Raw genomic sequence first — 23,982 nt, forward strand, 5'->3', positions numbered from 1 at the left:
GGGAGGGCTCAGTCGCCGTAGAACGCGGCCTCGTGGGCCGCGCGCGAGTGGCGGGCCACCCGGCGGTAGCGCTCCCCCAGCTCCTGGCCGGATCCACCGGGCAGGCCGAGGATGCGGGCGATGCCGTCGGCGTCGCGGGGGTCGCTCGGAACGGCGTCGAGCGACTTGGCCCGGAACAGCACCCCGGCGTTGCGCATCGACGACGCGAGCCGCCACGCCGCCGCGAGGTCGGCCGCGGCCGCGGGGTCGACCAGGCCCAGCCGCTCGGCCGCGCGCAGCGCCCCCATCGTCGAGGTGGTCCGCAGCTCCGGGTGCTCGTGGGCGTGGCGCAGCTGGACGAGCTGGACGACCCACTCGACGTCGGACAGGCCGCCGTGCCCGAGCTTGAAGTGCGTCTTGCGGTCGGCCCCGCGCGGGAGGCGCTCGGACTCCATCCGGGCCTTGAGGGTGCGGATCTCGCGGACCTGGTCGGCGCCGAGGCCGCCCTCGGGCCAGCGCAGGGGGGCGATGAGGTCGAGGAAGCGCTCACCGAGCTCCGCGTCGCCGGCGACGGGGGTCGCGCGCAGCAGCGCCTGCGCCTCCCAGACGAGCGACCAGCGCCCGTAGTACTCGCGGTACGACGCGAGGGAGCGCACGAGCGGGCCGCTCTTGCCCTCGGGCCGCAGCGAGGCGTCGACGTCGAGGTTGGGGTCGGGACCGCGCAGCCCGAGCAGCCGGATGAGCTCCTTGACGACCTCCATCGCCTGGGCCTGCGCCTGCGCCTCGTCGGCGCCCGGGACGGGGTCGTGGACGAGGATGACGTCGGCGTCGGACCCGTACCCCTGTTCGGCTCCGCCGAGCCGGCCCATCCCGACGACGAGCAGGCGGGTGAGCGCCGGTGCGCCGGACCGCTGTTCGACGTCGCGCAGGCAGACCTCGAGGGTCACCTCGAGCAACGCCGACGTGAGGTCGGTCATGGCCGCGCCCAGGGCGTCGAGGGTCAGCGCCCCCGAGAGGTCCGCGACCGCGATCCGGAAGAGCTCGGAGCGGCGCACGGTGCGCGCGGCGAGGACGGCGGCCTCGCGGTCGTCCTTGCGCCCGGCGGCCGAGCGCATCCGGCGCAGCAGCTCCTCGCGGGACCTCGGGGTGAGGCCGGCGGAGTCGCCGAGGAACTGCACGCACTCGGGGGCCTGCTCGAGGAGGTCGGCGGCGAAGCGGCTGCGGGCCAGGGTGTGCGCGAGTCGCTCGGCGGCCGACCCCTCGTCGCGCAGCAGGCGCAGGTACCAGTGGGTGGAGCCGAGCTCGTCGCTGATCCGGCGGAAGGCGAGGAGCCCGGCATCGGGGTCGGCCTCGTCGGCGAACCAGCCGAGCATGACGGGCAGCAGCTGGCGCTGGATGGCGGCGCGGCGGCTCAGCCCGTCGGTGAGGGCCTCGAGGTGCTTGAGGGCGCCCCGGGGGTCGCGGAAGCCCAGCGCCGACAGCCGTTCGCGCGCCGCCTCGGGGGTGAGCCGGACCTCCGAGTCCGACAGGCGGGCCACGGCGGCCAGCAGCGGCCGGTAGAAGATCCGCTCGTGCAGCCGGCGCACCTCGCGCTTCTGGGTCCGCCACTGGGCGAGCACCGCCTCCCCCGGCGACGACCGGTGCCCGAGGGCGCGCCCGAGCCGGCGCAGGTCGGACTCGGCCGTGGGCATGAGGTGGGTGCGGCGCAGGCGGAACAGCTGGATGCGGTGCTCGAGCGTCCGCAGCAGCCGGTAGGCCGACCCGAGGGTGGCGGCGTCCTCGCGACCGACGTAGCCACCGGCCGACAGGGCCGCGAGCCCGTCGAGGGTGGTGCCGGTCCGCAGCGACTCGTCGGCCCGGCCGTGGACGAGCTGGAGCAGCTGGACCGAGAACTCGACGTCGCGCAGGCCGCCGGCGCCGAGCTTGAGCTGGCGCTCGGCCTCGGCCGCGGGGATGTGCTGCTCAACCCGGCGCCGCATCGCCTGGACGTCGTCGACGAAGTTGTCGCGGGTCGACGCCTGCCACACCATCGGCTGGACGGCGTCGAGGTAGGCCCGCCCGACCTCGGCGTCGCCGGCCACGGGCCGCGCCTTGAGCAGCGCCTGGAACTCCCACGTCTTGGCCCAGCGCTCGTAGTAGGCGCGGTGGCTCGCGACGGTGCGCACGAGCGGGCCGTTCTTGCCCTCGGGACGCAGCGCCGGGTCGACCTGCCAGAGCGACCCGGTGGGCGTCGCGGCGGAGCAGATCCGCATGAGGCGGGTCGCGAGGTCGGTCGCGACGACGGTGGAGTCCTCCTCGGCGACCCCCTCGGCGGGCTCGGCGACGAAGATGACGTCGACGTCGGAGATGTAGTTGAGCTCGCACCCCCCGGTCTTGCCCATCGCGATGACGGCCAGGCGGGTCCTCGCCGCGTCCTCCCCCACCTCGGTGCGAGCGATGACGAGGGCCGCCTCCAGCGCGGCCTGGGCGAGGTCGGCGAGGGCACCGGCGGTCTCGGGCAGCGTGTCGACCGGGTCGGGCGAGGTGAGGTCGAGCGCCGCGATCGACAGGAGCTGCTCGCGGTACGCGGTGCGCAGCACGTCGACGGCCGGGACGTCGCCGGGGTCGCCCACCGCGCCGACGAGCCGCGCGACCCGTTCGGCGACGGAGAGCGGGGTCGCCTCGGTGACCGCGCGCCAGTGGTGCGGGTGGGCGCAGAGGTGGTCGCCGAGGGCCGCGGAGTTGCCGAGGACGGCGAGGAGGCGGTCGCGAGCCGGGCCGGGGCCGGCGAGGGCGTCGGTGACCGGCCCCCGGAGCGCGGGGACCCGCCCCACGGCCTCCATGAACCGCACCAGCCCGAGGAGGGCGCCGTCGGGGTCGGGGACGGAGGCGAGCGCCGCGGCGAGCCCGTGCTCCTCGATGTGCTCGCGGCTGCGGATGAGCCCGGCGACGGCCGGGTCCTGGAGGAGCGCGTGGGCGCGTGCGGGGTCGTCGAAGCCGAGCCGCGCGATGGCGACGGGGATGGAGCCGGGACCGCGGGAGCTCATGCCCGTCAGAGTCGGGGCAGGTAGCGCTCGAGCTCGAAGGCCGTCACGGTGTTGCGGTAGTCGTTCCACTCGGCGCGCTTGTTGCGCAGGAAGAAGTCGAAGGTGTGCTCGCCGAGGGTCTCGGCGACGAGCTCGCTGCTCTCCATGACCGTGATGGCCTCGCTGAGGCTGGCGGGCAGCGGCTTGATGCCCATGGCGCGGCGCTCGGCGTCGGTGAGGCTCCAGACGTCGTCCTCGGTCTCGGGCGGGAGCTCGTAGCCCTCCTCGATGCCCTTCATCCCGGCGGCGAGCAGGACGGCGAAGGACAGGTAGGGGTTGCAGGCGGGGTCGATGCTGCGGACCTCGACCCGGCTGCTGTTGCCCTTGTTCGGCTTGTACATCGGCACGCGGACGAGCGCCGAGCGGTTGTTGTGGCCCCACGTGAGGTGCGCCGGCGCCTCGCCGCCGCCCCAGAGCCGCTTGTAGGAGTTGACCCACTGGTTGGTCACGGCGGTGATCTCGGCGCCGTGGTGGAGCAGGCCCGCGATGAACTGCCGGGCGACCTTGGACAGCTGGTAGGGCGAGCCCGGCTCGTGGAAGGCGTTGGTGTCGCCCTCGAAGAGCGAGAGGTGGGTGTGCATCGCCGAGCCGGGGTGCTCGGCGAAGGGCTTGGGCATGAAGGAGGCGTAGATGCCCTGCTCGAGGGCGACCTCCTTGATGACGGCGCGGAAGGTCATGATGTTGTCGGCGGTCGAGAGCGCGTCGGCGTAGCGCAGGTCGATCTCGTTCTGGCCGGGGGCGCCCTCGTGGTGGCTGAACTCGACCGAGATGCCCATCGTCTCGAGCATGGAGATCGCGGCCCGCCGGAAGTCGTGGCTGTTGCCGTGCGGCACGTGGTCGAAGTAGCCCGCCTGGTCGATCGGCTCGGGGCGCTGGCCCGGCTCCCAGCCCTGCTTGAGGAGGAAGAACTCGATCTCGGGGTGGGTGTAGAAGGTGAACCCCTGGTCGGCGGCCTTGGTCAGCGCCCGCTGGAGCACGTGCCGCGGGTCGGCCATGCTCGGCGTCCCGTCGGGCATGGTGAGGTCGCAGAACATCCGGGCCGTGCCGGGACTCTCGCCGCGCCACGGCAGGACCTGGAAGGTGCTGGGGTCGGGCTTGGCGAGCATGTCGGCCTCGTAGACGCGCGCGAAGCCCTCGATGACCGACCCGTCGAAGCCGATGCCCTCCGCGAAGGCCCCCTCGAGCTCGGCCGGCGCGATGGCGACCGACTTCAGGGTGCCGAGCACGTCGGTGAACCAGAGCCGGACGAACCGGATGTCGCGCTCTTCGATGGTGCGGAGGACGAACTCCTGCTGACGGTCCATGGTCCGATCCTGCCGCACGCGTGTGTCCCGCGTGTGACACCGACATGCTGCGGACACGGCGGAGGGGCCCCGGATCTCTCCGGGGCCCCTCGCCGTGGGTCGTTCAGCGCGTCAGCGCGTCACTTCCCGGGGTTGGTGACGAGGACCGTCAGCGACCCGGTGGTGCCGGCGGTGACCGTGGCCTTGACCCCGGCCCCGACGACCTTGACCGAGTTCTGCGGAGCGGCACTGTCGTAGTACGCCAGCGGGTCGGTGTCGTCGAACGTCGCCTTCGGCGCGCGCGTCGCGTCGTTGTTGCACGCCTCGAGCGTCGAGATCGTCGTCGAGCCCTTGGCCTTGGTGGCGACCTCCTTGTGGAGGCAGACCTTGTCGAGCGTCTCCAGGCCGAAGACGGCGTCGAACGGCTCCCGACGGTTGCTCGGGCTGGTGCCGTCGCTGTACGTCAGGGTGTTCGGCCGGGCGTCGACGACCATGGCGTAGCCCTCACCGACGTGGGTGGCGACGTTGTTGTCGGTGAAGCCCTGGTCGACGAGCCAGACGAGCATGCCGTTCTGGAACGGGAAGCGCTCGACGTGGTCGGGCGCGGTGTACGCCTTGTCGAACTGGTACGGCCCCACCCGCAGGGTGTGGTCGTAGCCGACGTACTGCCGGTTCTCGAGCAGGTAGTAGCGGTCGCCCGCGGTCACCTCGGTGCCCGTGGACGCCTTCCAGCCATCGATGGTCCAGCCGTTCGCACCGTTCTCGGCGCCGTCGAGCAGGACGACGTCCTGGCCCACCTTCACCGAGACGTTGTCGATGAACGCACCGGCCTCGTTGTAGCCGCCGTCGGTGTCGTAGCGGAAGCGGAACAGCGGGTTGCCGGAGGGCGCCGTGAACGACCAGCGCTTCCCGGACCACTTCGTGCCGGTCCCGGTGATCGGCTTGCCGACCTGGGTCCACTCCTTGCCGTCGGTGGAGTACTCGGCGTAGAGGAAGTCGTAGGCCTCCTCGATCGAGTACCAGAGGTCGGCCGTCACGACGACGGTCTGGCCGGCCGCGGCCGGCACCGTGCGGGTCATCGTGTTCGTGAGGTCGTCACCACGGCCCGACCACCAGGCGTGCGCGCCCGTCTTCGGCACCGTGTAGGCGTCGGTCCGCTCCGAGTCGGGGACGTTGACCTTGACGGCCTGGTCCTGCCCGGCGAGCGTCTGCTCCGAGGGGCTCAGCGTGAACGTCCCGGACTCCCCCGCGTCGACCTCGGAGTAGTCCAGCCAGCCGAGGAAGAGCTTCTCCTCGGGGCCGAAGCCGCCCGGGGTGGTGCCGATGGCGTCGCCGGCGGCCTCGCCCTCGTTCAGCCAGGAGCCCGAGGACATGACCGTCCAGAAGGCGGTGCCGTTCTCGCCACCGGCGGTGTCGTAGTAGTCGGGGAGGCCGAGGTCGTGGCCGAACTCGTGGACGAACACGCCCAGGCCACCGTTCTCCGGCTCGACGGTGTAGTCGCCGATCCAGTACTTGGACCCGCCGATCTTGGTCCCGCCGTAGAGGTTGGTCGTCGTGCCGACCGTGGGACCGGTGGTCCCGTAGTCGGTGCCGTTGACGAACCAGCGGTGCGACCAGATGGCGTCCTCGTCGGCCCCGGCCTCCTCGCCGGCACCGGCGTGGACCGCCTGGAAGTGGTCGAGGTAGCCGTCGGGCTCGTTGAAGTCCTCGTCGCCGTCGAAGTCGTAGCGGTCCCACACGTCGAACTGGGAGAGGTAGGCGTCGATCTCGGCGGCGGACTTGCCGGCCGCGACCTGCGAGGCGTACCAGGAGTTGGCCGAGTCGCGGACGAAGGCCCACGAGCCGCCGTAGTCCTCGACGGAGTTGTCGCCGTAGGTCGAGGCGTTCCCGGGCACCTTCACCCAGTCACTGACCGTGTTGATCGCCGTGTACCTGCCGCCCGACTGCTTGGCGTAGAAGTCGGCGAACGACGGGCCGGGCCCGTTGAACATGTCCTCGTAGTGGGCCTTCTCGAACGTCGGCTGCCAGTACGTCGAGTTGTCGTTCGCGGCGGGCTTGGGGATCTGGTTGTGCAGCGGCCCCGGCACGGTGCCGAGCTTGCCCGACCCCGCGTCGCCGAACTCGGAGAGGATCGTGAAGACCTTGTCGGTCTTGTCGGTGAGGAACTCGACGGCCTCGGTCTCCCCCGCCGCGTTCGTCATCGTGACGGTGGCGCCGCCACCCTGCTGCTTCTTCAGCTCCGCCTTGCCGCTCTTGAGCAGGGCCAGCGCCTTGGCGCGCTTCTTCGCCTGCTCGGCGGTCTTCGGGCCGGGTCGGTTGTCCGAGCGCTTGGTCGCAGCGGCGCCGGGGGCGTCGTTGCCCTGCTGGGCCTGCGCGGGCGCCGAGACGGCGAGGGCGCAGGCGAGTGCTGCCGCTCCGGTCGCGGCAGCCATGATGCGTGGTCTCACGGATCCTCCAGATGGTGGGTCGGGCCCGGGTCGTCGGGCCGGAGAGAACCTGACCACATCTGCAGCCGCTGCAGAAGCCCCCCTTTCACAGCAACTTCTTCGGAAACGGCCCCGGACGGCCGGACGTCCTGTGCCGTCTCCGGGGCTCGCCGCGCTGGGGCGTGCAGGGGTGCGGCGCACGGCGGAGGGGCCCCGGGTCGTCCCGGGGCCCCTCCTGGTGATGCGGTGCCGTCAGCCGGTCAGGGCGTGACCGCCCGCGTGTCGATCCGGACGCGCACCGTGGTGGCGCCCTCCTTCAGCACGCGGATCTTCGTGCCGCTCCCGGCGACCGTGACACCGGCCGAGGGCTGGTCGGTCTTGAAGTACCGGGCGGGGTTGCTGTCGTCGAACAGCGGTTGGGCGGCCTGGCCACGGATGTAGCTGGCGTTGCCGGTGAACTGGCTGTGCAGCGTGAACGAGTCGGCCTTCTGCAGACCGAACGTCGCGTCGTACAGCTGGACCCGCGGACGCCACGGGTCGCCGTCCAGGGTGTAGATCGAGCGCGGGTGCGCGTCGATCGGGAGCACGAGGCCCTCACCGGGGTGCTGGCTCGTGTTGTTGTCGCCCTGGGAGGTGTCCCACAGCGAGATGAGCAGGCCGTCCTGGTACGGGAAGTGCTCCGCGAAGTCGGGCCGGTCGAGGAACCCGAAGTTGTACGGGCCCGTCCCCAGGTACTTGTCGTACGAGGCGTACTCGCGGTTGCTCGCGATGTAGAACCACGGGTAGTCCGCCGACGAGCTCGCCTCCACGGCCGAGAAGTCGTCGAGGGTCCAGCCGTTAGCACCGTTCTCGGCACCGTCCTCGAAGAGCACCGTGGCGCCGTTGGTGACCTTGAGGGCGTCGACGAAGATGCCGGACGGGGCGTCCGGGTTCTGACCCTGGGCGGCACCGTCGGTGGCGTAGCGAACCCGGAGCCCGATCGTCTTGCCGGCGTAGGCCGACAGGTCGAAGGTGGCCGGGGTCCACGCGGCCTTCTCGCCGTCGATGCCGTTGCCCTCCGCGGGCTTGGTGATCGACCCGGGGACGGCCTTGAAGCCGGTCCCGTCGTCGACCTCGACGTACGCGTAGTCACACGGGTCCGCCGCGCAGTCCTCGATGTTCCAGCGTGCCTGGAACGACAGTGTGGAGGTTCCGGCCGGCAGGGTCACCGAGCGGGCCATCGTGGCCTCGTAGTCGTCGCCGGCGCCGGAGTACCACTGCTTGGTTCCGGCGAACGGGGGCCCGAGATCGGTGACGACCGTCTTGTCCGGGAGGACGACGACCGCGGCCTGGGCCTTGGCGGTGTTGTACTCGTGCGGGCCGAGGTCGATCACGCGGTTCTGGCCGGGGACGACCACCTCGTAGTCGAGCCAGCCGAGCTGGAGCTTGTCCCAGGCGGACAGGTCAGCGGCTCGCGAGCCGATGGCGTTGTCGCCCTTGGCCGAGACCCGGCTCTGCGCCATGAGGTTCCACCAGCCGACGGGGTTCTCGTTGCGCGCGGACGGGCCCGAGGTGTCGTAGTGGTCCGGCAGGCCGAGGTCGTGCCCGTACTCGTGGGCGACGACGGACAGGCCGCCGTTCTCGGGCTGGACGGTGTAGTCGGCCGCCCAGATCGTGCTCGTGCCGACCTGCGTCCCGCCGAGGGCCGGGTACGGCGCGGCGGGGTTGGCCGTCTGGAAGGCGCGCCAGCGGTGCGACCAGATGGCGTCCTCGCCCTGGTACGGGTCGCCGTCGGCCTGGTCACCACCGCCGTGGATGATCTGGAGGTGGTCGATGTAGCCGTCGGCCTCGTTGAAGTTGCCGTCGGCGTCCTTGTCGTAGCGGTCCCAGATGTCGTACTGCTTGAGGGTCGCGTCGATCTGGGCGTCGGTCCTGCCGGCCGCCTTCTGCTGGGCGACCCACGCGTTCATGCCGTCGCGCACGAGGTTCCACGTGTTGCTGCAGACGTTCGAGGCGCAGGGGAAGCCGTCGCTGCGCCCGTAGCGTGCCTCGTTGTACTGCACGGTGACCGGCTCGGTGACGAGCCCCTCGACCGAGTAGCGGCCCGAGGACTGGCGCTCGTAGTACTGGCGCATCGACTCGCGGCCGGTGACCGTGCCGGTGCCGAAGTAGAGGTCCTGGTAGTAGGCCTGGTCGTACTCCGGGTGCCAGTCGGTGCTGTTGTCCACCGCGCGGTCGGGCTCGGGGATCTCGTTGAACCGAGGGCCGTCGAAGCGGGAGGGGCCGGGGATGTCCGGGTCGGTGTCCTGGTCCGGGTAGCTGGGGTGGCGCTGGTTGCCGAAGTCGACGACGAGGACGAAGAGCTTGTCCGTCGCCTCGCGGGCCACCTCGACGTACTGGTCGCGCTTCTTGGCCTTCGTCGCGGCGCGCTTCGAGTCCTTGGCCGTGGCCGCGGTCTCGCTCTCGCCCACCTTGACGACGGTGCTGCCGCCGCGCTTCTCGGCCTTGGCCTCGCCCCTGAGGATCGAGGAGATCGCCTGCTCACGCAGCTCCGAGCGCTTGTCGGCGATCGGGTCGGGGAGCGAGTCGCTGGGGGGCGCCGTGGCGGCCTCCCCCTGCGGTGCTGGTGCTGGTGCGGCGACACCGGGAGCGGCGATGGCCGTCCCGAGTCCCGACGCGAGGGCTACGGCGAGTAGCCCCACGGTTGTTCTGCGCACGTGGTCCTCCTGCGGTGTGGTGGTGGGACCGTGCCGCACACGCCGGTTGCCGCGGCGACACTGCCACCGGGGACGTTAACCCTCCCGACGCGACTTCGCGCGGCGAGGAGCACGCGGATCTGCACTCGGTGCAATGTTGCGTCCCGCCGACCGGCACCCGGGCCGACTCGACCCAGGGCCGCCCTCCCCCTGACGGGCAGGCTCTTAGGCTGGGGGCATGAGCGAGCCGACGCCGTCCTCCCCCACCCCTGTGCCGGAGACCACGGCGCCCTACGGCACCGGGGCGCAGGCGGCACCGCAGCGCCGCGTCCGGATCCCGCACCTGCTCCAGATGAAGGAGCGCGGCGAGCGGTGGGCGATGCTCACGGCGTACGACATGTACACCGCCGAGATCTTCGACGAGGCCGGCATCCCCGTCCTGCTCGTCGGCGACAGCGCGGGCAACAACGTCTACGGCTTCGAGACGACCGTCCCGGTGACCGTCGACCACCTCGTCCCCCTCGTCAAGGCCGTGACGAGCGCGGCCCGGCACGCGATGGTCGTCGCGGACCTGCCGTTCGGGTCCTACCAGGCGAGCCCGCAGCAGGCCCTCGCGACGGCGACCCGGTTCATGAAGGAGGGCCTCGCGCACGCGGTCAAGCTCGAGGGGGGCAAGCCGATGGTCCCCGAGGTCGAGCTCCTCGTGCGCGCCGGCATCCCCGTCATGGGCCACATCGGCTTCACCCCGCAGAGCGAGCACGTCCTCGGCGGGTACAAGGTGCAGGGCCGCGGGTCCGGGGCCGACAAGCTGCTCGAGGACGCGCTGGCGCTCGAGGAGGCCGGGTGCTTCGCCATCGTCATGGAGATGGTCCCGGCACCGGCGGCGGCCCGGGTCACCGAGGCGCTGCGCATCCCGACGATCGGCATCGGCGCCGGTCCGCACTGTGACGCCCAGGTCCTCGTCTGGCAGGACATGGCCGGGCTGCGCGGCGGCCGGGCCCCGCGGTTCGTCAAGAAGTACGCCGACCTGCGCGGGTCGCTCCACGACGCGGCGGCCGCCTACGCCGCCGAGGTGGCCGACGGGAGCTTCCCGGCGGCCGAGCACTCCTTCGACGCCTGAAACCCCGCGGACCGAGAGGACGTCGAACCGGCATGTGGCCCATGGACACCCCGAACGCCCCGTCGCCCACGCGCTGGTCGGCCCTCCAGAGCGGGCCTGAGGCGGCCGCCGCGTACCGGCGCCGCTTCCTCGACCTCGAACGAGCCGGTGAGGACCTCCACGCGGAGGCTCGCTTCGTCACCGAGCTCGTCCCACCGCCCTCGCGGGTCCTCGACGCCGGGTGCGGGTTCGGGCGCGTCGCCTCCGAGCTGACCCGGCTGGGGCACACCGCGATCGGCGTCGACGCCGACCCGGACCTCGTCGCCATCGCGCGCTCCGAGGACGTCGACACGCGCTTCGTCGTCGCCGACCTCTCGCGGATGGACCTGCGCACCGAGCAGGAGTTCCACTGCGTCGTCATGGCCGGCAACGTCGTGCCCTACCTCGCCGACGGCACCCTCGGGGCGACCCTCGAACGCCTCGCGGCCCACCTGGCACCGCGCGGGTACCTCGTCGCCGGGTTCGGGCTGCCGGGTTCACTGCCGGAGGCCGCCGCCCGGGTCGACCTGCGCGGCTACGACCGCCTCGCCGACGCCGCGGGGCTGGCCTTCATCGGCCGCTGGGCCACGTGGGACAAGCAGCCGTTCGTCGACGGGGACGACTACGCCGTCACCGTCCACCGCCGCCGCGCCGGCTGACGTCGGCGCCTCCGGGAAACCCGGTGGCGCCCACCACCTGGGGCGGGTCAGGGTGGGTCGATGACGAGCAGCGACCTCTGGACGGCCGAGACGGCGGCACGCTACGACGAGGCGTCGGCGGCGATGTTCGCCCCCGAGGTGCTCGACCCCACCGTCGACCGCCTCGCCGCGCTGGCGGGTGACGGGCCCGTTCTCGAGCTCGCCGTGGGCACCGGGCGGGTTGCCGTCCCGCTGGCCGCGCGCGGGCTCGCGGTGAGCGGCATCGAGCTGTCGCAGCCGATGGTCGACCGGCTGCACGCGAAGTCGCCCGACCTCCCCGTCGTCGTCGGCGACATGGCCACGGCGACCGTTCCCGGCGACGGTTCCTTCTCGCTCGTCTACCTCGTCTTCAACACCCTCGGGAACCTGCGCACGCAGGCCGAGCAGGTGGCGTGCTTCCGCAACGCGGCCCGCCACCTGGCGCCCGGTGGCCGGTTCCTCGTCGAGATCGGCGTCCCGTCGTTGCGCCGGCTGCCGCCCGGGCAGACCGCCGTCCCGTTCGACGTCGGCGAGGATCACCTCGGCTTCGACACCTACGACCTCGTCGGCCAGCAGGGGACGTCGCACCACTACACGCGAGAGGCCGACGGCGGTTTCCGGTACGGCGTCCACCACTACCGCTACGTCTGGCCGGAGGAGTGCGACCTCATGGCGCAGCTCGCCGGTCTGGAGCGCGAGTCGCGGTGGGGGGACTGGCACGGCGCCCCGTTCACGGGCGACAGCGAGAGCCACGTCTCCGTCTGGCGCCGGCCCGCCCAGCGGTGGCGTCCGGCCGTGGCGGAGAGGTGGAGCGCCCTCGACGCCGTGGAGTCGATCGTGGACACCGGCGTGCCGTCGGCGGCGGCCTCCTGGGTCGTCGACCGCTGACCGCCCGGCCGACCCCTGCGTCAGAACGGTGGGGGGTCGAGGTGGCCGCCGGCGGTCGCGCCTGCGCCGACCGTCGTGGCGGAGGCGGGTACGACGCGGTGGGCGGGCTCGGTGGTGCGGACGGTGCCGGCGGGGCTGGTCCAGGTGAGCGTGCCTTCGGGCTCGAGCGTGGGGCGCCATCGGCCGCGCTGCTTCATCCGGTGGTGGCGCCGACAGAGGGACACGAGGTTGGCCGGGGTCGTGGGGCCACCGGGCCAGGGGCGGGTGTGGTCGAGGTCGGCGTGGATCGCCGCGCGGGTGCAGGCCCACATGCGGCAGGTGCCGTCGCGGGTGCGGACCAGCTCGCGCATCACGGGTGGAGGTCGGTAGGCGTGGGTGGTGAGGGAGGTCAGGGCGCCTGTCTCGGCGTCCAGCACGGCCCGGGCCACGTGCAGGGGCACGGTGGCCAGGAGGGCGGCGACGGTGCCGGCGTCGACCCATCCGATGCCGGGCAGTGCGGTGCCCGAGACGGTGTGGCCGTCGACGACGGCCTGCTGCGTGTGGCGGTGGTCCACGACCGCGCCGGCGCCGCCACAGGGGTCGTCGACGGCAGGAACGTGCACGATCGAGACGTGCTCACGCGCCGCGGGGCTCAGGGTCCCCGCCGACACGAGGTCCCCGCTGTCGGGGCAGCGCACGAGGTCGTCGGCGGCCCAGTCGACCCGGTCGGCCGTGCCGGGCCCGTACGTCGGAGCCGCGGTCGTGCTGTCGGCGACGACCGGCACCCCCAGGGTCACCGTCGCGTTGACCGTGACGTTGCGCAGCAGCAGGTCACCGAACGCGTCGGCGCGGGCCTGGTCGAGCGTGAGGGTGTCGTCACCGGCGCGGTACTCACCGGCGAGGGTGTCGACCGCTGCCCACGCCGCCGCACTCGTCGCCGTGGGCAGCAGCGCCCACCATGAGGTGAGCCCGTCCTCACCCGGGCGGACCTCGACCGTGCGCCCTCGACGGGTCAGCGCGGCGTGCGCGGCGACCTGCTGCGCCGCGACCCGACCCGCTGCGTGCCGTGCCGCCGTGGCCACCCGGGCGGGGTCACATCCACCGATCCCCGGCGCCAGGATGGCGTCGACAGCGGCGCACGCGTCGAGGTCGAGGCCGGCGCACGCGTCGAGGACCTCGTGCACCGACACCGCGGGAACCTCCCCCGCCACGAACCGCTCCCGCAGGAGCGGGAACCGCTGCCCCACCGCGGCACCGAGCGCGGCCTTGCGCCCCGCGACCCCGTCGGTCAGACCCGTGGCCAGGGACATCTCGGTGGCGGCCATCGCGTCGACGAACCCCACCGGGTGCACCCGCTCCACCGGCCCGTGCGCGGTCAGCGTCGTCTCCACCCGCGCGCCCCACGCCCCCAGCACCGCGACCAGGGCGTCGGCGCTGTTCGCCAGCCCCTGCGCGGCCCCGGCGAGCTCGAACGCCTCCTCGGCCGTCAACCCACGGCCGGACTCGGCGACCTCACGCCCCAGCCCCGCGCACTGCTCACGCAGCGCCGCGAGGCGGTTGCCGATGGTCCCTGAGTCCATGCTCCATCATATCGCACACCTGTTCGATGCGCGGTGTTCATCCCCAGGTGTTCGCCTGCAGCAGAACAGCATTCGCGGACCCGGTGTGCTCAGGACAGCCACGCGCAGAAGAGCACGTCGACGTGCCGGGCTCAGTCCTCCTGTGACTCGGGATCCCAGGCGCCGCCGCCCTCGCCCCACTCCTTGTCCTCGCGGTCCCACTTCTCGGTGTTCTCACGGGCCGACCGGAGGGCGTTCGCGGCGGCCTCCTGGCTGTCGTAGGGACCCATGACGTTGGCGTCCTGGCTGCGGTTGTCGTCGGTCTCGACTTGGCCGGAGTCGACGTTGTACCAGTAGGGCATCGGGTTCCTCCTCGAATGGGTGCTGCGCTCGTGCCTAGACTCACCGTATGCCGTTGACGTACGCCTCCGTCGCTCCGGGGACGGTCTCTCCACGACGACCCGTTCCGGCGAGCATCGAGCGACCCGAGTACGTCGACAGACCCGCACCCGCCCGCTACACCGGGCCGGAGGTCAAGGACGCCGAGACGATCGAGCGGATGCGCGTCGCTGGCCGGATCGCCGCGAACGCGATGGCCGCGGCCGCCGCCGTCATCGAGCCCGGCGTCACCACCGACGAGATCGACCGCGTCGGGCACGAGTTCCTCCTCGACCACGGCGCCTACCCGTCGACGCTGGGCTACAAGGCCTTCCCGAAGTCGCTGTGCACGTCGGTGAACGAGGTCGTCTGCCACGGGATCCCCGACGACCGACGCCTCGAGGACGGCGACATCGTCAACATCGACATCACCGCGTTCATCGGTGGCGTCCACGGGGACACCGATGCCACCTACCTCGTCGGGGACGTCGACGAGGAGTCACGGCTTCTCGTCGAGCGGACGAAGGAGGCGATGATGCGCGGCATCCGGGCCGCGCGCCCCGGCCGAGAGGTCAACGTCATCGGCCGGGTCATCGAGAGCTACGCGAAGCGGTTCGGCTACGGGGTCGTGCGCGACTTCACCGGCCACGGCATCGGCAGCGCGTTCCACAGCGGTCTCGTCGTCCCGCACTACGACGCGGCGCCGAGGTACGACACCATCATCGAGGCGGGCATGACCTTCACCGTCGAGCCGATGCTCAACCTCGGCACGCCGGAGTGGGACATGTGGGACGACCGGTGGACGGTCGTCACCAAGGACCGGCGCCGGTCGGCACAGTTCGAGCACACGATCCTGGTCACCGACCACGGACCCGAGATCCTCACCCAGGGAGACGCACCATGAGCACTGGACACCCCCTCGGCATCGACGTCGGCGGCAGCGGCATCAAGGGCGCCCCTGTCGACCTCGACAAGGGCGAGTTCGCCCAGAAGCGGCTGCGCATCGACACCCCGGCGGTCTCGACCCCCGAGGCGGTCTGCGACGTCATCGCCCAGGTCGTCGACCACTTCGACGAGGTCCGCAGCGACTCCCCCATCGGGGTGACGATCCCCGGCGTCGTCCAGCACGGTGTCGTCAAGACCGCGGCGAACATCGACAAGTCGTGGATCGGCTGCGAGATCGAGAAGCTGCTCGAGGACCGCCTCCAGCACGACGTCGTCGTCGTCAACGACGCCGACGCCGCGGGGGTCGGCGAGCTCCACTACGGCGCGGCCAAGGGCCACGAGGGCCTCGTCATCCTCACCACGCTCGGGACCGGCATCGGCACCGCCATCTTCAACCGCGGTGTCCTCGTGCCGAACTCGGAGCTCGGGCACCTCGAGATCGACGGCGTCGACGCCGAGACGATGGCCGCCTCGTCGGCGAAGACCCGTGAGGAGCTCACCTACCCGCAGTGGGCCGAGCGGCTCCAGGTGTACTACCGCCGGCTCGAGGACCTGCTGTGGCCGGACCTCATCGTCGTCGGCGGCGGGGTGTCCAAGGACTCCGACGAGTTCCTGCCCCTGCTCGACCTCCGCACCAAGATCATCCCGGCGAAGCTGAAGAACAAGGCGGGCATCATCGGCGCCGCCGTCCTCGCGACCGGCGTGCAGAACGAGCGCGGGCGCCACACCACCTGAGGTCCGGCCGGGCCGACGCCCGGCCGGGCCGACACCCGGGCGCCGGCGCTACTCCCCCGCGCGGAACTCCGTCGCGCCCCGACCCGCGAGGTCGTGGACCGTCGTGTCGGGTGAGCCGAGCTGGCCGGCCTGCCCGAGGTAGAGCTGGCGGCCCCGCGGCTGGAGCAGCCCGTCGTGCACCGGGACGGCGTGCCTCGACCCGAGGCGGCGGAGGAACGCCGTCATGTCGCGGCTGCGCTGCCACGGGGCCTGGAGCGGGAACGCGAGGACGTCGACGTCGCCCGGGTCGGCGTCGAGGGCGTCACCCGGGTGGAAGAACGACGGCTCGCCCTCGGCGTCGAGACGGACCCCGACGTTGCTGATCCGCGGGATGTCGTCGTGGATGAGGGCGTGCTGGTCGCCGAAGGGGGTCACCGTCACCCCTCCGACGGTGCTCGCCGTGCCGGCGTGCTCCCGCGCCTCGACGCCGAGCCTGCCGAGGACCTCGACGCTCTGGGGGTCGCAGAGAACGACCGCACGCGGGTTGGCCGAGACCAGCGCCGGGAAGCGGTCGGGGTCGAGGTGGTCGGGGTGCTGGTGGGTGACGAGGACCGCGTCGAGGTCGCGGACCTCCGACAGGTCGTCGGCGAACGTGCCGGGGTCGACGAGGATCCGGGTGTCGGCCATCTCGACGAGGAGGCAGGCGTGACCGAGGTGGGTGATCAGCATGACCCCACCGTAGGGCCGAATCTCAGCCGACGGCCGGCTCGGCGTCCCCGTTCGCAGCACCCTGCGCCGTGGGCGCCTGCGGCGGAGCGGCGCTCCCGACGGCGTCGACGGTGATCGCGGCCAGCCGCAGGTCGCGAGGCAGCACCGTCGTCGACGGCGGCGCGGCCGGCAGGGCGTGGGCGCCCTCCCCCGCGAGGAAGACGGGCACCCGCGAGCCCAGGCGGGTGAGGGACGGGGTCCGCGACTCGAACGCCGAGCGCCGCACCCCCGCGAGGACGACGGCGTCGGCGCCGAGGAAGCGCACGGCATCGGCGATGGCCGTCATCGGCGTGTTCGCGCCGAGGCTGACGACGCGCCACCACCGGGCGTGGAGCATGGCACCGAACAGCTCGAGGGGGAGGTCGTGCAGCTCGTGGGGCGGGCACGCCAGGACCACGGTGCGGACCTGGGCGCCCTCCACCGGCATCCGCAGCTCGCCGAGCACACCGCGGAACGCGCTGGAGACGAAGTGCTCGTGGAGCACTCCGAGCTCGCCGCTCTCCCAGCCGTCGCCGACCTCCTTGAGCACCGGCATGATGACGCGGGTCACGGTGTCGTCGACGCCGGCGACGAGGAGGGACTGGAGCAGCGCGTCGCGCACCGTCGTGCCGTCGAGGTCGCGCACCGCGGCCATGACGGTGGTCCGGGCGACGTCGTGGCTGAAGGGAGCCGACTCGCTCATCGACGTCCTCCCGGTTCGACGGATCTCCACGCGAGCTCGGTGGGGCACACCGTGCCCCGTGGCGGCCGATCGCTCCCGGGTTGTCGCAGGTCAGGGTACCCGGTGGGCCCGGGAACATGCGGGTGCTCCCTCGTCCACTCGGCCGGACCGGTCCGCCGTTCGGACGATGCGCGTGGAAAAAGTCGTCGTGACCGCCGTCCCGGCTGGCAGAGTCCTCCTCAGGTCGACCGACGGACCCCCCTGCACCAGACGTCGACCGCCGACCGGCACCAGTCCGGTCAACGACCCCGGTGCGCCGGAGTCGCCGCGTTCCCCCTGCCCGCGGCGACACCAAACCGACGCACCGGGGTCGACCGCTGTCCGGACCCGGATGACCTGGTCATCCACGGGCCGGGGGACGAGTCGGGCTGTAGGCCGGGTTCTGTCCCGCGCCGCCGTTGCCGGCGGCGCGGTGACGGTCATCCATCTCGGGTGGCCGTTGCCGACCACCTCCAGCGCCCTACCCGTGTGCTCGGGCGGGCCGCCCTCGAGCGCACACTGTCTGGGCTTGCTCCGGATGGGGTTTACCGAGCCGACCTGGTCACCCAGGCCGCTGGTGGTCTCTTACACCACCGTTTCACCCTTACCGCTCCCCCGGTTCGCACCGGTGGAGCGGCGGTCTGTTCTCTGTGGCACTGTCCCGCGGGTCACCCCGGGTGGCTGTTGGCCACCATCCTGCCCTTCGGAGCCCGGACCTTCCTCGGCGGTGGTTGCCCACCGACGCGACCGTCCGCCCGACTCGTCCGCGGCCAGTCTAGGGGTGGTCAGGCCCGGACGAGGACGACCTGCCCGGCGGCGACGTCCGCGCGCTCCAGGCGCACCTCGACCTCGGACCCGAGGGCGGCCCGCTCGCCCGTGACGCGGGCCAGCACCGGCACGTCGACGAGCTGGACGTCCATGCCCTTCTCGGCGTGGTCGACGACGACGGCCCGGAGGGTCTCGCCCTCGCGCCCGTGGAGCAGGGCGGCCTCGGTCGCGTCGGCGCAGGCACGTTCGGCGGAGCGGGCGAGGCGGTCGGAGGCCGCCATGAGCTCGGGGACCCCGGGCAGCGCGGCGCGGATCTCGTCGGGGACCTGGTCGCCCCGCGAGACCGCCTCGCAGACGACGAGGGCGAAGCGGTCGACCAGCCGGCGCAGCGGCGCCGTCACGTGCGCGTACGGCGCGGCGACGGCCGCGTGCTCGCGCTCGTCGGGGGCAGGCCCGTCGAACGCCGTGTACCCGGCCCCTCGGAAGAGCGTCGTCGCCTCGTGGATGAGGGCGAGGTGGCGCGGGTCGGTCCGGTCGAGCGCGCGGACGAGGTCGCCGTAGGACTGGCCCTCGGGCCACTCCACCCCGAGGCCACGGGCCGCCCGGCGGAACCGGGCCAGCGCGTCCTCGGTGGGGGCCGGCATGGTGCGCAGGATGCCGATGCCGGCGTCGACCATCATCGTCGCGGCGGCCATCCCGGTCGCGAGCGAGATCTGGGCGTTCCACTCCTCCGCGGCGACCGGCGGCCGGAACTCGAGGGAGAACCCCCCGTCCTCGCGCTGGCGCACCTGCTGCTCGGGCATCGGCAGGCTCGCACCGCCGCGGGCCTTCTCCTGGGCGATCCGGCGCCGGCCGATCTCGCGGAGCATGAGGAAGCGGTCGTCGTCGGTCCCCGCGTCGACGGCGGCCTGCACCGTGTCGTAGTCGAGGCGCTCGACGCTGCGGACCATCGCGCGGTGGACCTCGGCGGCCGTGATGACGCCCTCGCCGTCGAGGCGGAGGTCCCAGACGAACGCCGGGCGCACGACGTCGGGCAGCAGGCTGGCGGCGTCCTCGGAGAGCACCTCGGGGTGGAGCGGCACGCGCACGTCGGGGCAGTAGACGGTCTGGCCCCGCTCGCGGGTGACCCGGTCGAGGGCGCCTCCGGGGACGACGAACGCCGGGACGTCGGCGATGGCGTAGCGGATCCGGTGGCCGTCGCCGTCGCGCTCGAGGTGCATCGCCTGGTCGAGGTCCATCGACCCGGGCGGGTCGATGGTGAAGAACGGGAGGTCGGTCTCGTCGCGCTCCGGCAGGGAGGGCGGGGAGGCCGCCACCTGCTGGGCCTCGGCGAGCGCGTCGGCGGGGTACTCCAGCGAGAGGTCGAGCTCGGCGCGCACCGCCTCGAACCGGTCACGGAGAGCCTCGAGGCTCCCCTGGGGGACATCGGCGTCGGTGGGGGCGAGGACGACCCTGGGGTGCGGCACGTCGACCAACCTAACCCGCCGTGGGCCGCGAGACGCGCCCCGAGGTCACCGGCCTAGGCTGTCCCGGTGCTGATCCTGCTCCCGCCGTCGGAGTCGAAGTCGAACCGTCGCCGCGGGAGACCGGCCGACCCGTCGACGTGGTCCTTCCCCACCCTGGCGCCCACCCGCGAGCGCGTCGCCGCCGCCCTCGCCGAGGCCAGCCGCTCCCCCGACGTCCTCGAGGTCCTCGGCGTCACCGAGGGCCTGCGCGACGAGGTCGCCCGCAACCTCACCCTCGACAGCGCCCCCGCGACGCCCGCCGCCGACGTCTACACCGGGGTGCTGTACGACGCCCTCGACCTCGCCTCGCTCGACACCGCCGCCCGCCGGCGCGCCAACCGCTGGCTCGTCGTCGTGTCGGCGCTGCACGGGGCCGTGCGCCCCACCGACCGGATCACGGCCTACCGGCTGTCGATGGGCGTCAGCCTCCCCGGCGTCGGACCGCTGGCCGGCGCATGGCGTCCCGCCCTCGACGCCGTGCTCCCCGAGGCCGTGGGCCGCGGGGTCGTCGTCGACTGCCGCTCCGCCGCGTACGCGGCCGCCTGGCGCCCCGGCCGCGACCTCGCGCACCGCTGGGTCCAGGTGCGGGTCCCCGGCGCGAGCCACATGGCCAAGCACACCCGCGGGCTCGTCGCCCGGCACCTCTGCGTCGCGGGGGTGGCTCCCCGGTCGGTCCCCGCCCTCGCCGACGTCGTCGCCGGCGCCTTCGAGGTCGACCTCCACGAGCCGGAGCGCACCGGGGCCCCCTGGGTCCTCGACGTCACCGCCCCGTGACGCTCGCCGACGGGGCGGCCCTCGCCCTCGCCGAGCGCCTCGGCTCGGTCGTCGTCTTCCTCCTCGCGATCACCGTCGCGGCCGAGGTCGCCGAGCGCGCCGGGGTCTTCGACGTCACCGGCCACCGCGTCGCGCACTGGGGCCGGCACCGGGCGTGGGCGCTGTGGGTGCTCTTCGCGGCCCTGGCGGTCCTGTGCACCGTCGTCCTCTCGATCGACACGACGGCGGTGCTGCTGACACCGGTCGGGCTCGCGGTGGCCCGCCAGGTGGGGCTGGACCCCCGGGTCTTCGCGGTGACGACGCTCTGGGTGGCCAACACCGGGTCCCTCCTGCTCCCCGTCTCCAACCTCACGAACCTGCTCGGCCTGCACACCTTCGGCCGGCTCGGCCTCGGGCACGCCGACTTCGTGCGCCTGGCCTGGGTCCCCGCGCTCGCCTGCGTCCTCGCCACCCTCGTCCTCGTCGCCGCGCTGCACCTGCGCACGCTGCGCGCCCGGTACGCGGTCGACCCCCCTCCCGACCCCCACGACCCCGTGCTCCTGCGCTGGGCGGGTGCGGTGTGCCTCGCGCTCGGCCCGCTCTTCGCGCTCGGCGCCCCGCCGTGGGCCGTGTCCCTCGTCGCCGCGGCGGTGCTCGTCGTGGTGGCGCGCCGGCGGGCCCCCGAGCTGCTGCGCGGACTCCCGGTCCCGTGGCTGATGGCCACCGGCTTCGTCGCGGTGTCGGTCGTCGTCGAGGTGCTCCACGGACGCGGCCTCACCGCCGTCGTCGCGGCCGTCGTGCCGACCGGCGGGGGCACGGGCGCCCTCCTCGGCATCGCCGCGGTCGGGGCGGTCCTCGCCAACGTCGTCAACAACCTGCCGGCCTACCTCGTCGTCGAGCCGGTCGTCGCCGACGCCCCGGTGCGCCTCATGGCGCTCCTCGTCGGGGTGAACGCGGGCCCGCTCGTGACGCCGTGGGCCTCGCTCGCCACGCTCCTGTGGCTCCAGCGCTGCCGGACCGCAGGGGTCGCGGTGTCGTGGCGCTGGCTCGTCCCGGCGGGTGCCGCGTGTGCCGTCCTGTCGGTCATGGCGGGCGCGCTGTCCCTCGCGGTGGTCGCCTGACCTTCGACAAACCCCGCCGCGGTGCCCGGGGACGCCCTCCCGTGACGTTGGATGGGGTCGTGTCACTCCTCTCCGACCTCACCCGCATCCCCCAGCAGCGCCTCGGCCGTGCCCTGCGCGCGAGGGTCGCGGGTGACGACGCCAGCGAGCGCGCGGCGGTCATCTGGGGCCGGCGCGGCGAGCGCTGGTTCACCCCCGAGGACCCGGTGTGGCGGGTGCACGCCGACGCGGCGATGTTCCCCGGTGGCGTGGCGGCCCTCCTCCTCCAGTCGCTGCACCCGCTCGCGATGGCCGGGGTCGCCGGGCACAGCGGCTACCGCGGCGACCCTTGGGGTCGCCTGCAGCGGACCTCCGGATTCCTCGCGACGACGACGTTCGGGACGATCGAGGACGCCGAGGCCGCGATCGCCCGGGTCCGCTCGGTCCACGAGCGCGTCCGGGGCACCGACGAGAGGGGTCGCCCGTACCGGGCCTCGGACCCCCACCTCCTGCGGTGGGTCCACGTCGCCGAGGCGTACGGCTTCCTCACGGCGTTCCAGCGCTGGGCCGACGAGCCGCTGACGCCCGACGAGGCCGACACCTACGTGCGCCAGTCGGCGGTCGTGGCGGAGCGGCTCGGCGCGACCGACCTGCCCCTCACGGTGGCCGGCCTCCACGAGGCCCTCGAGGCGTTCCGTCCCGAGCTCGAGGCGACGACCCCGGCGCGCGACGCCGCGCGCTTCCTCCTGCTCGACCCGCCGCTGCCGTGGGCGGCGCGGCCGGGCTACGGCCTCATCGCGACCGGCGGGGTCGCGATCCTGCCGGTGTGGGCCCGGGTCGCCCTGCGGCTCCCGGTGCTCGGTCCGGTCGCCGTCGCGGCGCGCGGCATCGGCGGGATCGGGACGCGTGGGGTGCGCTGGGCGATGGCCGGCGTCGCCGAGGAGCGTCAGGTGGCGTCGGAGGCCTGAGGGTCGGCGACGGTGCCGCCGGCCAGCTCCTCGATGCGGGCCAGGGTGCGCTCCATGTTGCGGCGGGTCATCGACGCCATCCGCCGGACGAAGGGCTTGCTCGGCGTCGCCTCGGCGCGGATGTCCCAGGTCTCGGTGACGAGGGTGCCGCCGTCGACGGGCTCGAGGACGTAGCGCCAGATCCGACCGCCGAGCACCTTCGACAGCGGGCCGGTGGCCGTGGTCTGCCAGGCGATGCGGCGGTTCTCCTCGAACTCGACGACGGTGTTGAGGGTCGAGTAGGTGGTGCCGAGGTGCATGTCCATGCCGAACCGGTCGCCGAGGCCGAGCCGGCGCCCACCGCTGCGCGCGCCCTTCACGCTCTCGCCCCCGTCGATGTCGACGTGGCGGGCGGGGTCGGCCAGCAGGTCGAACACCGCCTCGGGCGAGGCGGGTACGAGGCGCTCGACGGACAGCTGGTCGGGGGTGGGGGTCATGCCGGTGACGCTAACAAACGCACAGGTCAGCCACGGACGGCGGCCGCCGCGTCGAGCGCGGCGTCGAGGTCCTCGAGGAGGTCGGCGACGTCCTCGAGGCCGATCGAGACGCGCACCGTCCCGTCGGTGATCCCCACCGCGGCGCGGTCCTCGGGCGACAGGCGCCGGTGGGTGGTCGTCGCCGGGTGCGTCGAGAGCGACTTGGCGTCACCCAGGTTGTTCGAGATGTCGACGAGGCGCAGCGCGTTCATCAGCGCGAAGGCCGGCTCCTTGCCGCCCTCGACCTCGAAGGTCACGACGGTGCCGGCGCCGCCCTCGAGCTGGCGCAGGGCGAGCTCGTGCTGCGGGTGGCTCGGCAGGTGCGGGTACACGACCCGGCGCAGCCCCCGGCCGGCGGCCTGCCACTCCTCGAGGGTGCGGGCGACGGTGAGGGTCGCGTCGGCCATCGCGCGCACCCGCAGGTCCATCGTCTCCAGCCCCTTGGTCATGACCCAGGCATTGAACGGCGAGAGCGACGGGCCGGTGTGCCGCATGAGGTTCTTCACGGGACCCTCGACGTAGTCGCGCGGCCCGAGGATGGCCCCGCCGAGCGCTCGGCCCTGGCCGTCGATGTGCTTGGTCGCCGAGTAGACGACGACGTCGGCGCCGTGGGCCAGCGGGTGCGAGAAGACCGGCGTGCCGAAGACGTTGTCGACGACGACGCTCGCCCCGGCCGCGTGGGCCAGCTCGCTGACGGCGGCGATGTCGACGAGCTCCTGCATCGGGTTGCTCGGGGTCTCGAAGAAGACGGCGGTCGTCGGGACCGAGAGCGCCTCGGCCCACTGGTCGAGGTCGGTGCCGTCGACGAACACCGTCTCGACCCCCCAGCGCGGGAGGATCTCGTCGAGGATGACGAAGCACGAGCCGAACAGGGCACGGCTCGACACGACGCGGTCCCCCGCTCCGCAGAGGGCGGCCATCGCGGTGAAGACGGCTGCCATTCCGGAGGCCGTCGCGAAGCAGGCCTCGGCGCCCTCGACGAGGCGCATCCGCTCCTCGAAGGTCGTGACCGTGGGATTGCCGTAGCGGCTGTAGATGTAGTGCTCGACCTCGTCCTTGAACGCGGCCTCGGCCTGCTCGGCCGACTCGTAGACGAACCCCGAGGTGAGGTAGAGGGCTTCGGCAGTCTCGTCGAAACCGCTGCGGGACAGCCCTCCTCGCACCGCTCGCGTCTGCGGACGCCAGTCGCTCGCGCCCAT

At 73.1% G+C, this 23,982-nt stretch carries 19 protein-coding genes and 1 other RNA gene; 8 read left to right on the forward strand and 12 right to left on the reverse strand.

Features of this window, described 5'->3' with window-relative positions; genetic code table 11:
- Nucleotides 1–8: 8 nt before the first annotated feature.
- The 4 genes from ACFWN3_RS02450 to ACFWN3_RS02465 all read right to left on the reverse strand — a co-directional run bounded on the left by ACFWN3_RS02450 (nt 9) and on the right by ACFWN3_RS02465 (nt 9,449).
- Entirely contained in the window at nt 9–3,005 is a 2,997-nt protein-coding gene (locus ACFWN3_RS02450) for a bifunctional [glutamine synthetase] adenylyltransferase/[glutamine synthetase]-adenylyl-L-tyrosine phosphorylase (RefSeq protein ID WP_377643092.1), read from the reverse strand.
- A 5-nt stretch (nt 3,006–3,010) separates the two neighbouring features.
- Nucleotides 3,011–4,348 carry a type I glutamate--ammonia ligase gene (gene glnA, locus ACFWN3_RS02455; RefSeq protein WP_377643094.1) on the reverse strand — a complete coding sequence of 446 codons (1,338 nt, stop codon included), beginning with the start codon at nt 4,346–4,348 and terminating at the stop codon, nt 3,011–3,013.
- 119 nt (nt 4,349–4,467) lie between these two features.
- Nucleotides 4,468–6,759: an immune inhibitor A domain-containing protein gene (locus ACFWN3_RS02460; RefSeq protein WP_377643097.1), complete on the reverse strand. Its 2,292-nt coding sequence runs from the start codon at nt 6,757–6,759 to the stop codon at nt 4,468–4,470.
- Between the two features lie 254 nt (nt 6,760–7,013).
- On the reverse strand, nt 7,014–9,449 hold the full coding sequence (locus ACFWN3_RS02465) for an immune inhibitor A domain-containing protein (protein ID WP_377643100.1): 2,436 nt from the start codon (nt 9,447–9,449) through the stop codon (nt 7,014–7,016).
- Nucleotides 9,450–9,666: 217 nt separating this feature from the next.
- On the opposite strand from ACFWN3_RS02465, the gene panB reads away from it, so the two are divergent.
- From panB to ACFWN3_RS02480, 3 genes are read left to right on the forward strand one after another with little or no spacing between them, the layout of a single operon-like run.
- Nucleotides 9,667–10,548, forward strand: coding sequence for a 3-methyl-2-oxobutanoate hydroxymethyltransferase (gene panB, locus ACFWN3_RS02470; protein ID WP_377643102.1), 882 nt, complete (start codon nt 9,667–9,669; stop codon nt 10,546–10,548).
- Nucleotides 10,549–10,589: 41 nt separating this feature from the next.
- On the forward strand, nt 10,590–11,225 hold the full coding sequence (locus ACFWN3_RS02475; RefSeq protein ID WP_377643104.1) for a class I SAM-dependent methyltransferase: 636 nt from the start codon (nt 10,590–10,592) through the stop codon (nt 11,223–11,225).
- A gap of 60 nt (nt 11,226–11,285) precedes the next feature.
- Nucleotides 11,286–12,131 (forward strand): class I SAM-dependent DNA methyltransferase, encoded by an 846-nt coding sequence (locus tag ACFWN3_RS02480; protein WP_377643107.1) that lies wholly within the window; start codon nt 11,286–11,288, stop codon nt 12,129–12,131.
- Nucleotides 12,132–12,151: 20 nt separating this feature from the next.
- On the opposite strand, the gene ACFWN3_RS02485 is transcribed toward ACFWN3_RS02480, so the two are convergent.
- Nucleotides 12,152–13,690, reverse strand: coding sequence for a hypothetical protein (locus ACFWN3_RS02485; protein WP_377643110.1), 1,539 nt, complete (start codon nt 13,688–13,690; stop codon nt 12,152–12,154).
- A 131-nt stretch (nt 13,691–13,821) separates the two neighbouring features.
- A complete protein-coding gene (locus ACFWN3_RS02490; RefSeq protein ID WP_377643112.1) occupies nt 13,822–14,031 on the reverse strand; it encodes a methionine aminopeptidase in 210 nt (69 codons plus the stop codon).
- A 47-nt stretch (nt 14,032–14,078) separates the two neighbouring features.
- Here ACFWN3_RS02490 and map point away from each other — a divergent pair, with 47 nt between their 5' ends.
- Both map and ppgK read left to right on the forward strand, forming a co-directional pair.
- On the forward strand, nt 14,079–14,951 hold the full coding sequence (map, locus tag ACFWN3_RS02495) for a type I methionyl aminopeptidase (protein ID WP_377643114.1): 873 nt from the start codon (nt 14,079–14,081) through the stop codon (nt 14,949–14,951).
- Nucleotides 14,948–15,727 (forward strand): polyphosphate--glucose phosphotransferase, encoded by a 780-nt coding sequence (gene ppgK, locus ACFWN3_RS02500; protein WP_377643115.1) that lies wholly within the window; start codon nt 14,948–14,950, stop codon nt 15,725–15,727. The genes map and ppgK overlap by 4 nt, the downstream gene beginning before the upstream one ends.
- 48 nt (nt 15,728–15,775) lie before the next feature.
- Here ppgK and ACFWN3_RS02505 read toward each other — a convergent pair whose 3' ends face one another.
- The 4 genes from ACFWN3_RS02505 to ACFWN3_RS02520 form a co-directional block, all read right to left on the reverse strand.
- On the reverse strand, nt 15,776–16,435 hold the full coding sequence (locus tag ACFWN3_RS02505; RefSeq protein ID WP_377643117.1) for an MBL fold metallo-hydrolase: 660 nt from the start codon (nt 16,433–16,435) through the stop codon (nt 15,776–15,778).
- Nucleotides 16,436–16,457: 22 nt separating this feature from the next.
- Complete coding sequence (locus ACFWN3_RS02510; RefSeq protein ID WP_377643120.1) at nt 16,458–17,156, reverse strand: B12-binding domain-containing protein; 699 nt, start codon at nt 17,154–17,156, stop codon at nt 16,458–16,460.
- A 394-nt stretch (nt 17,157–17,550) separates the two neighbouring features.
- Nucleotides 17,551–17,937: RNase P RNA component class A (rnpB, locus tag ACFWN3_RS02515), an RNA gene on the reverse strand.
- 22 nt (nt 17,938–17,959) lie between these two features.
- On the reverse strand, nt 17,960–19,408 hold the full coding sequence (locus ACFWN3_RS02520; protein ID WP_377643122.1) for an RNB domain-containing ribonuclease: 1,449 nt from the start codon (nt 19,406–19,408) through the stop codon (nt 17,960–17,962).
- A gap of 66 nt (nt 19,409–19,474) precedes the next feature.
- On the opposite strand from ACFWN3_RS02520, the gene ACFWN3_RS02525 reads away from it, so the two are divergent.
- The 3 genes from ACFWN3_RS02525 to ACFWN3_RS02535 are packed head-to-tail and all read left to right on the forward strand — an operon-like array spanning nt 19,475 to nt 22,268.
- A complete protein-coding gene (locus ACFWN3_RS02525) occupies nt 19,475–20,221 on the forward strand; it encodes a YaaA family protein (protein WP_377643124.1) in 747 nt (248 codons plus the stop codon).
- Entirely contained in the window at nt 20,218–21,321 is a 1,104-nt protein-coding gene (locus tag ACFWN3_RS02530) for an SLC13 family permease (protein WP_377643126.1), read from the forward strand. The genes ACFWN3_RS02525 and ACFWN3_RS02530 overlap by 4 nt, the downstream gene beginning before the upstream one ends.
- A 59-nt stretch (nt 21,322–21,380) precedes the next feature.
- Nucleotides 21,381–22,268 carry an oxygenase MpaB family protein gene (locus ACFWN3_RS02535; protein WP_377643128.1) on the forward strand — a complete coding sequence of 296 codons (888 nt, stop codon included), beginning with the start codon at nt 21,381–21,383 and terminating at the stop codon, nt 22,266–22,268.
- Here the strand turns inward: ACFWN3_RS02535 and ACFWN3_RS02540 are convergent.
- Nucleotides 22,247–22,744, reverse strand: a complete 498-nt coding sequence (locus ACFWN3_RS02540) for an SRPBCC family protein (RefSeq protein ID WP_377643130.1) — start codon at nt 22,742–22,744, stop codon at nt 22,247–22,249. The two genes, ACFWN3_RS02535 and ACFWN3_RS02540, sit on opposite strands and share 22 nt — an antisense overlap.
- Before the next feature lie 26 nt (nt 22,745–22,770).
- On the reverse strand, nt 22,771–23,982 hold the full coding sequence (locus tag ACFWN3_RS02545; RefSeq protein ID WP_377643132.1) for an O-succinylhomoserine sulfhydrylase: 1,212 nt from the start codon (nt 23,980–23,982) through the stop codon (nt 22,771–22,773).

The organism is Oryzobacter terrae (assembly GCF_042756445.1).
Classification (GTDB): Bacteria; Actinomycetota; Actinomycetes; order Actinomycetales; family Dermatophilaceae; genus Oryzobacter; species Oryzobacter terrae.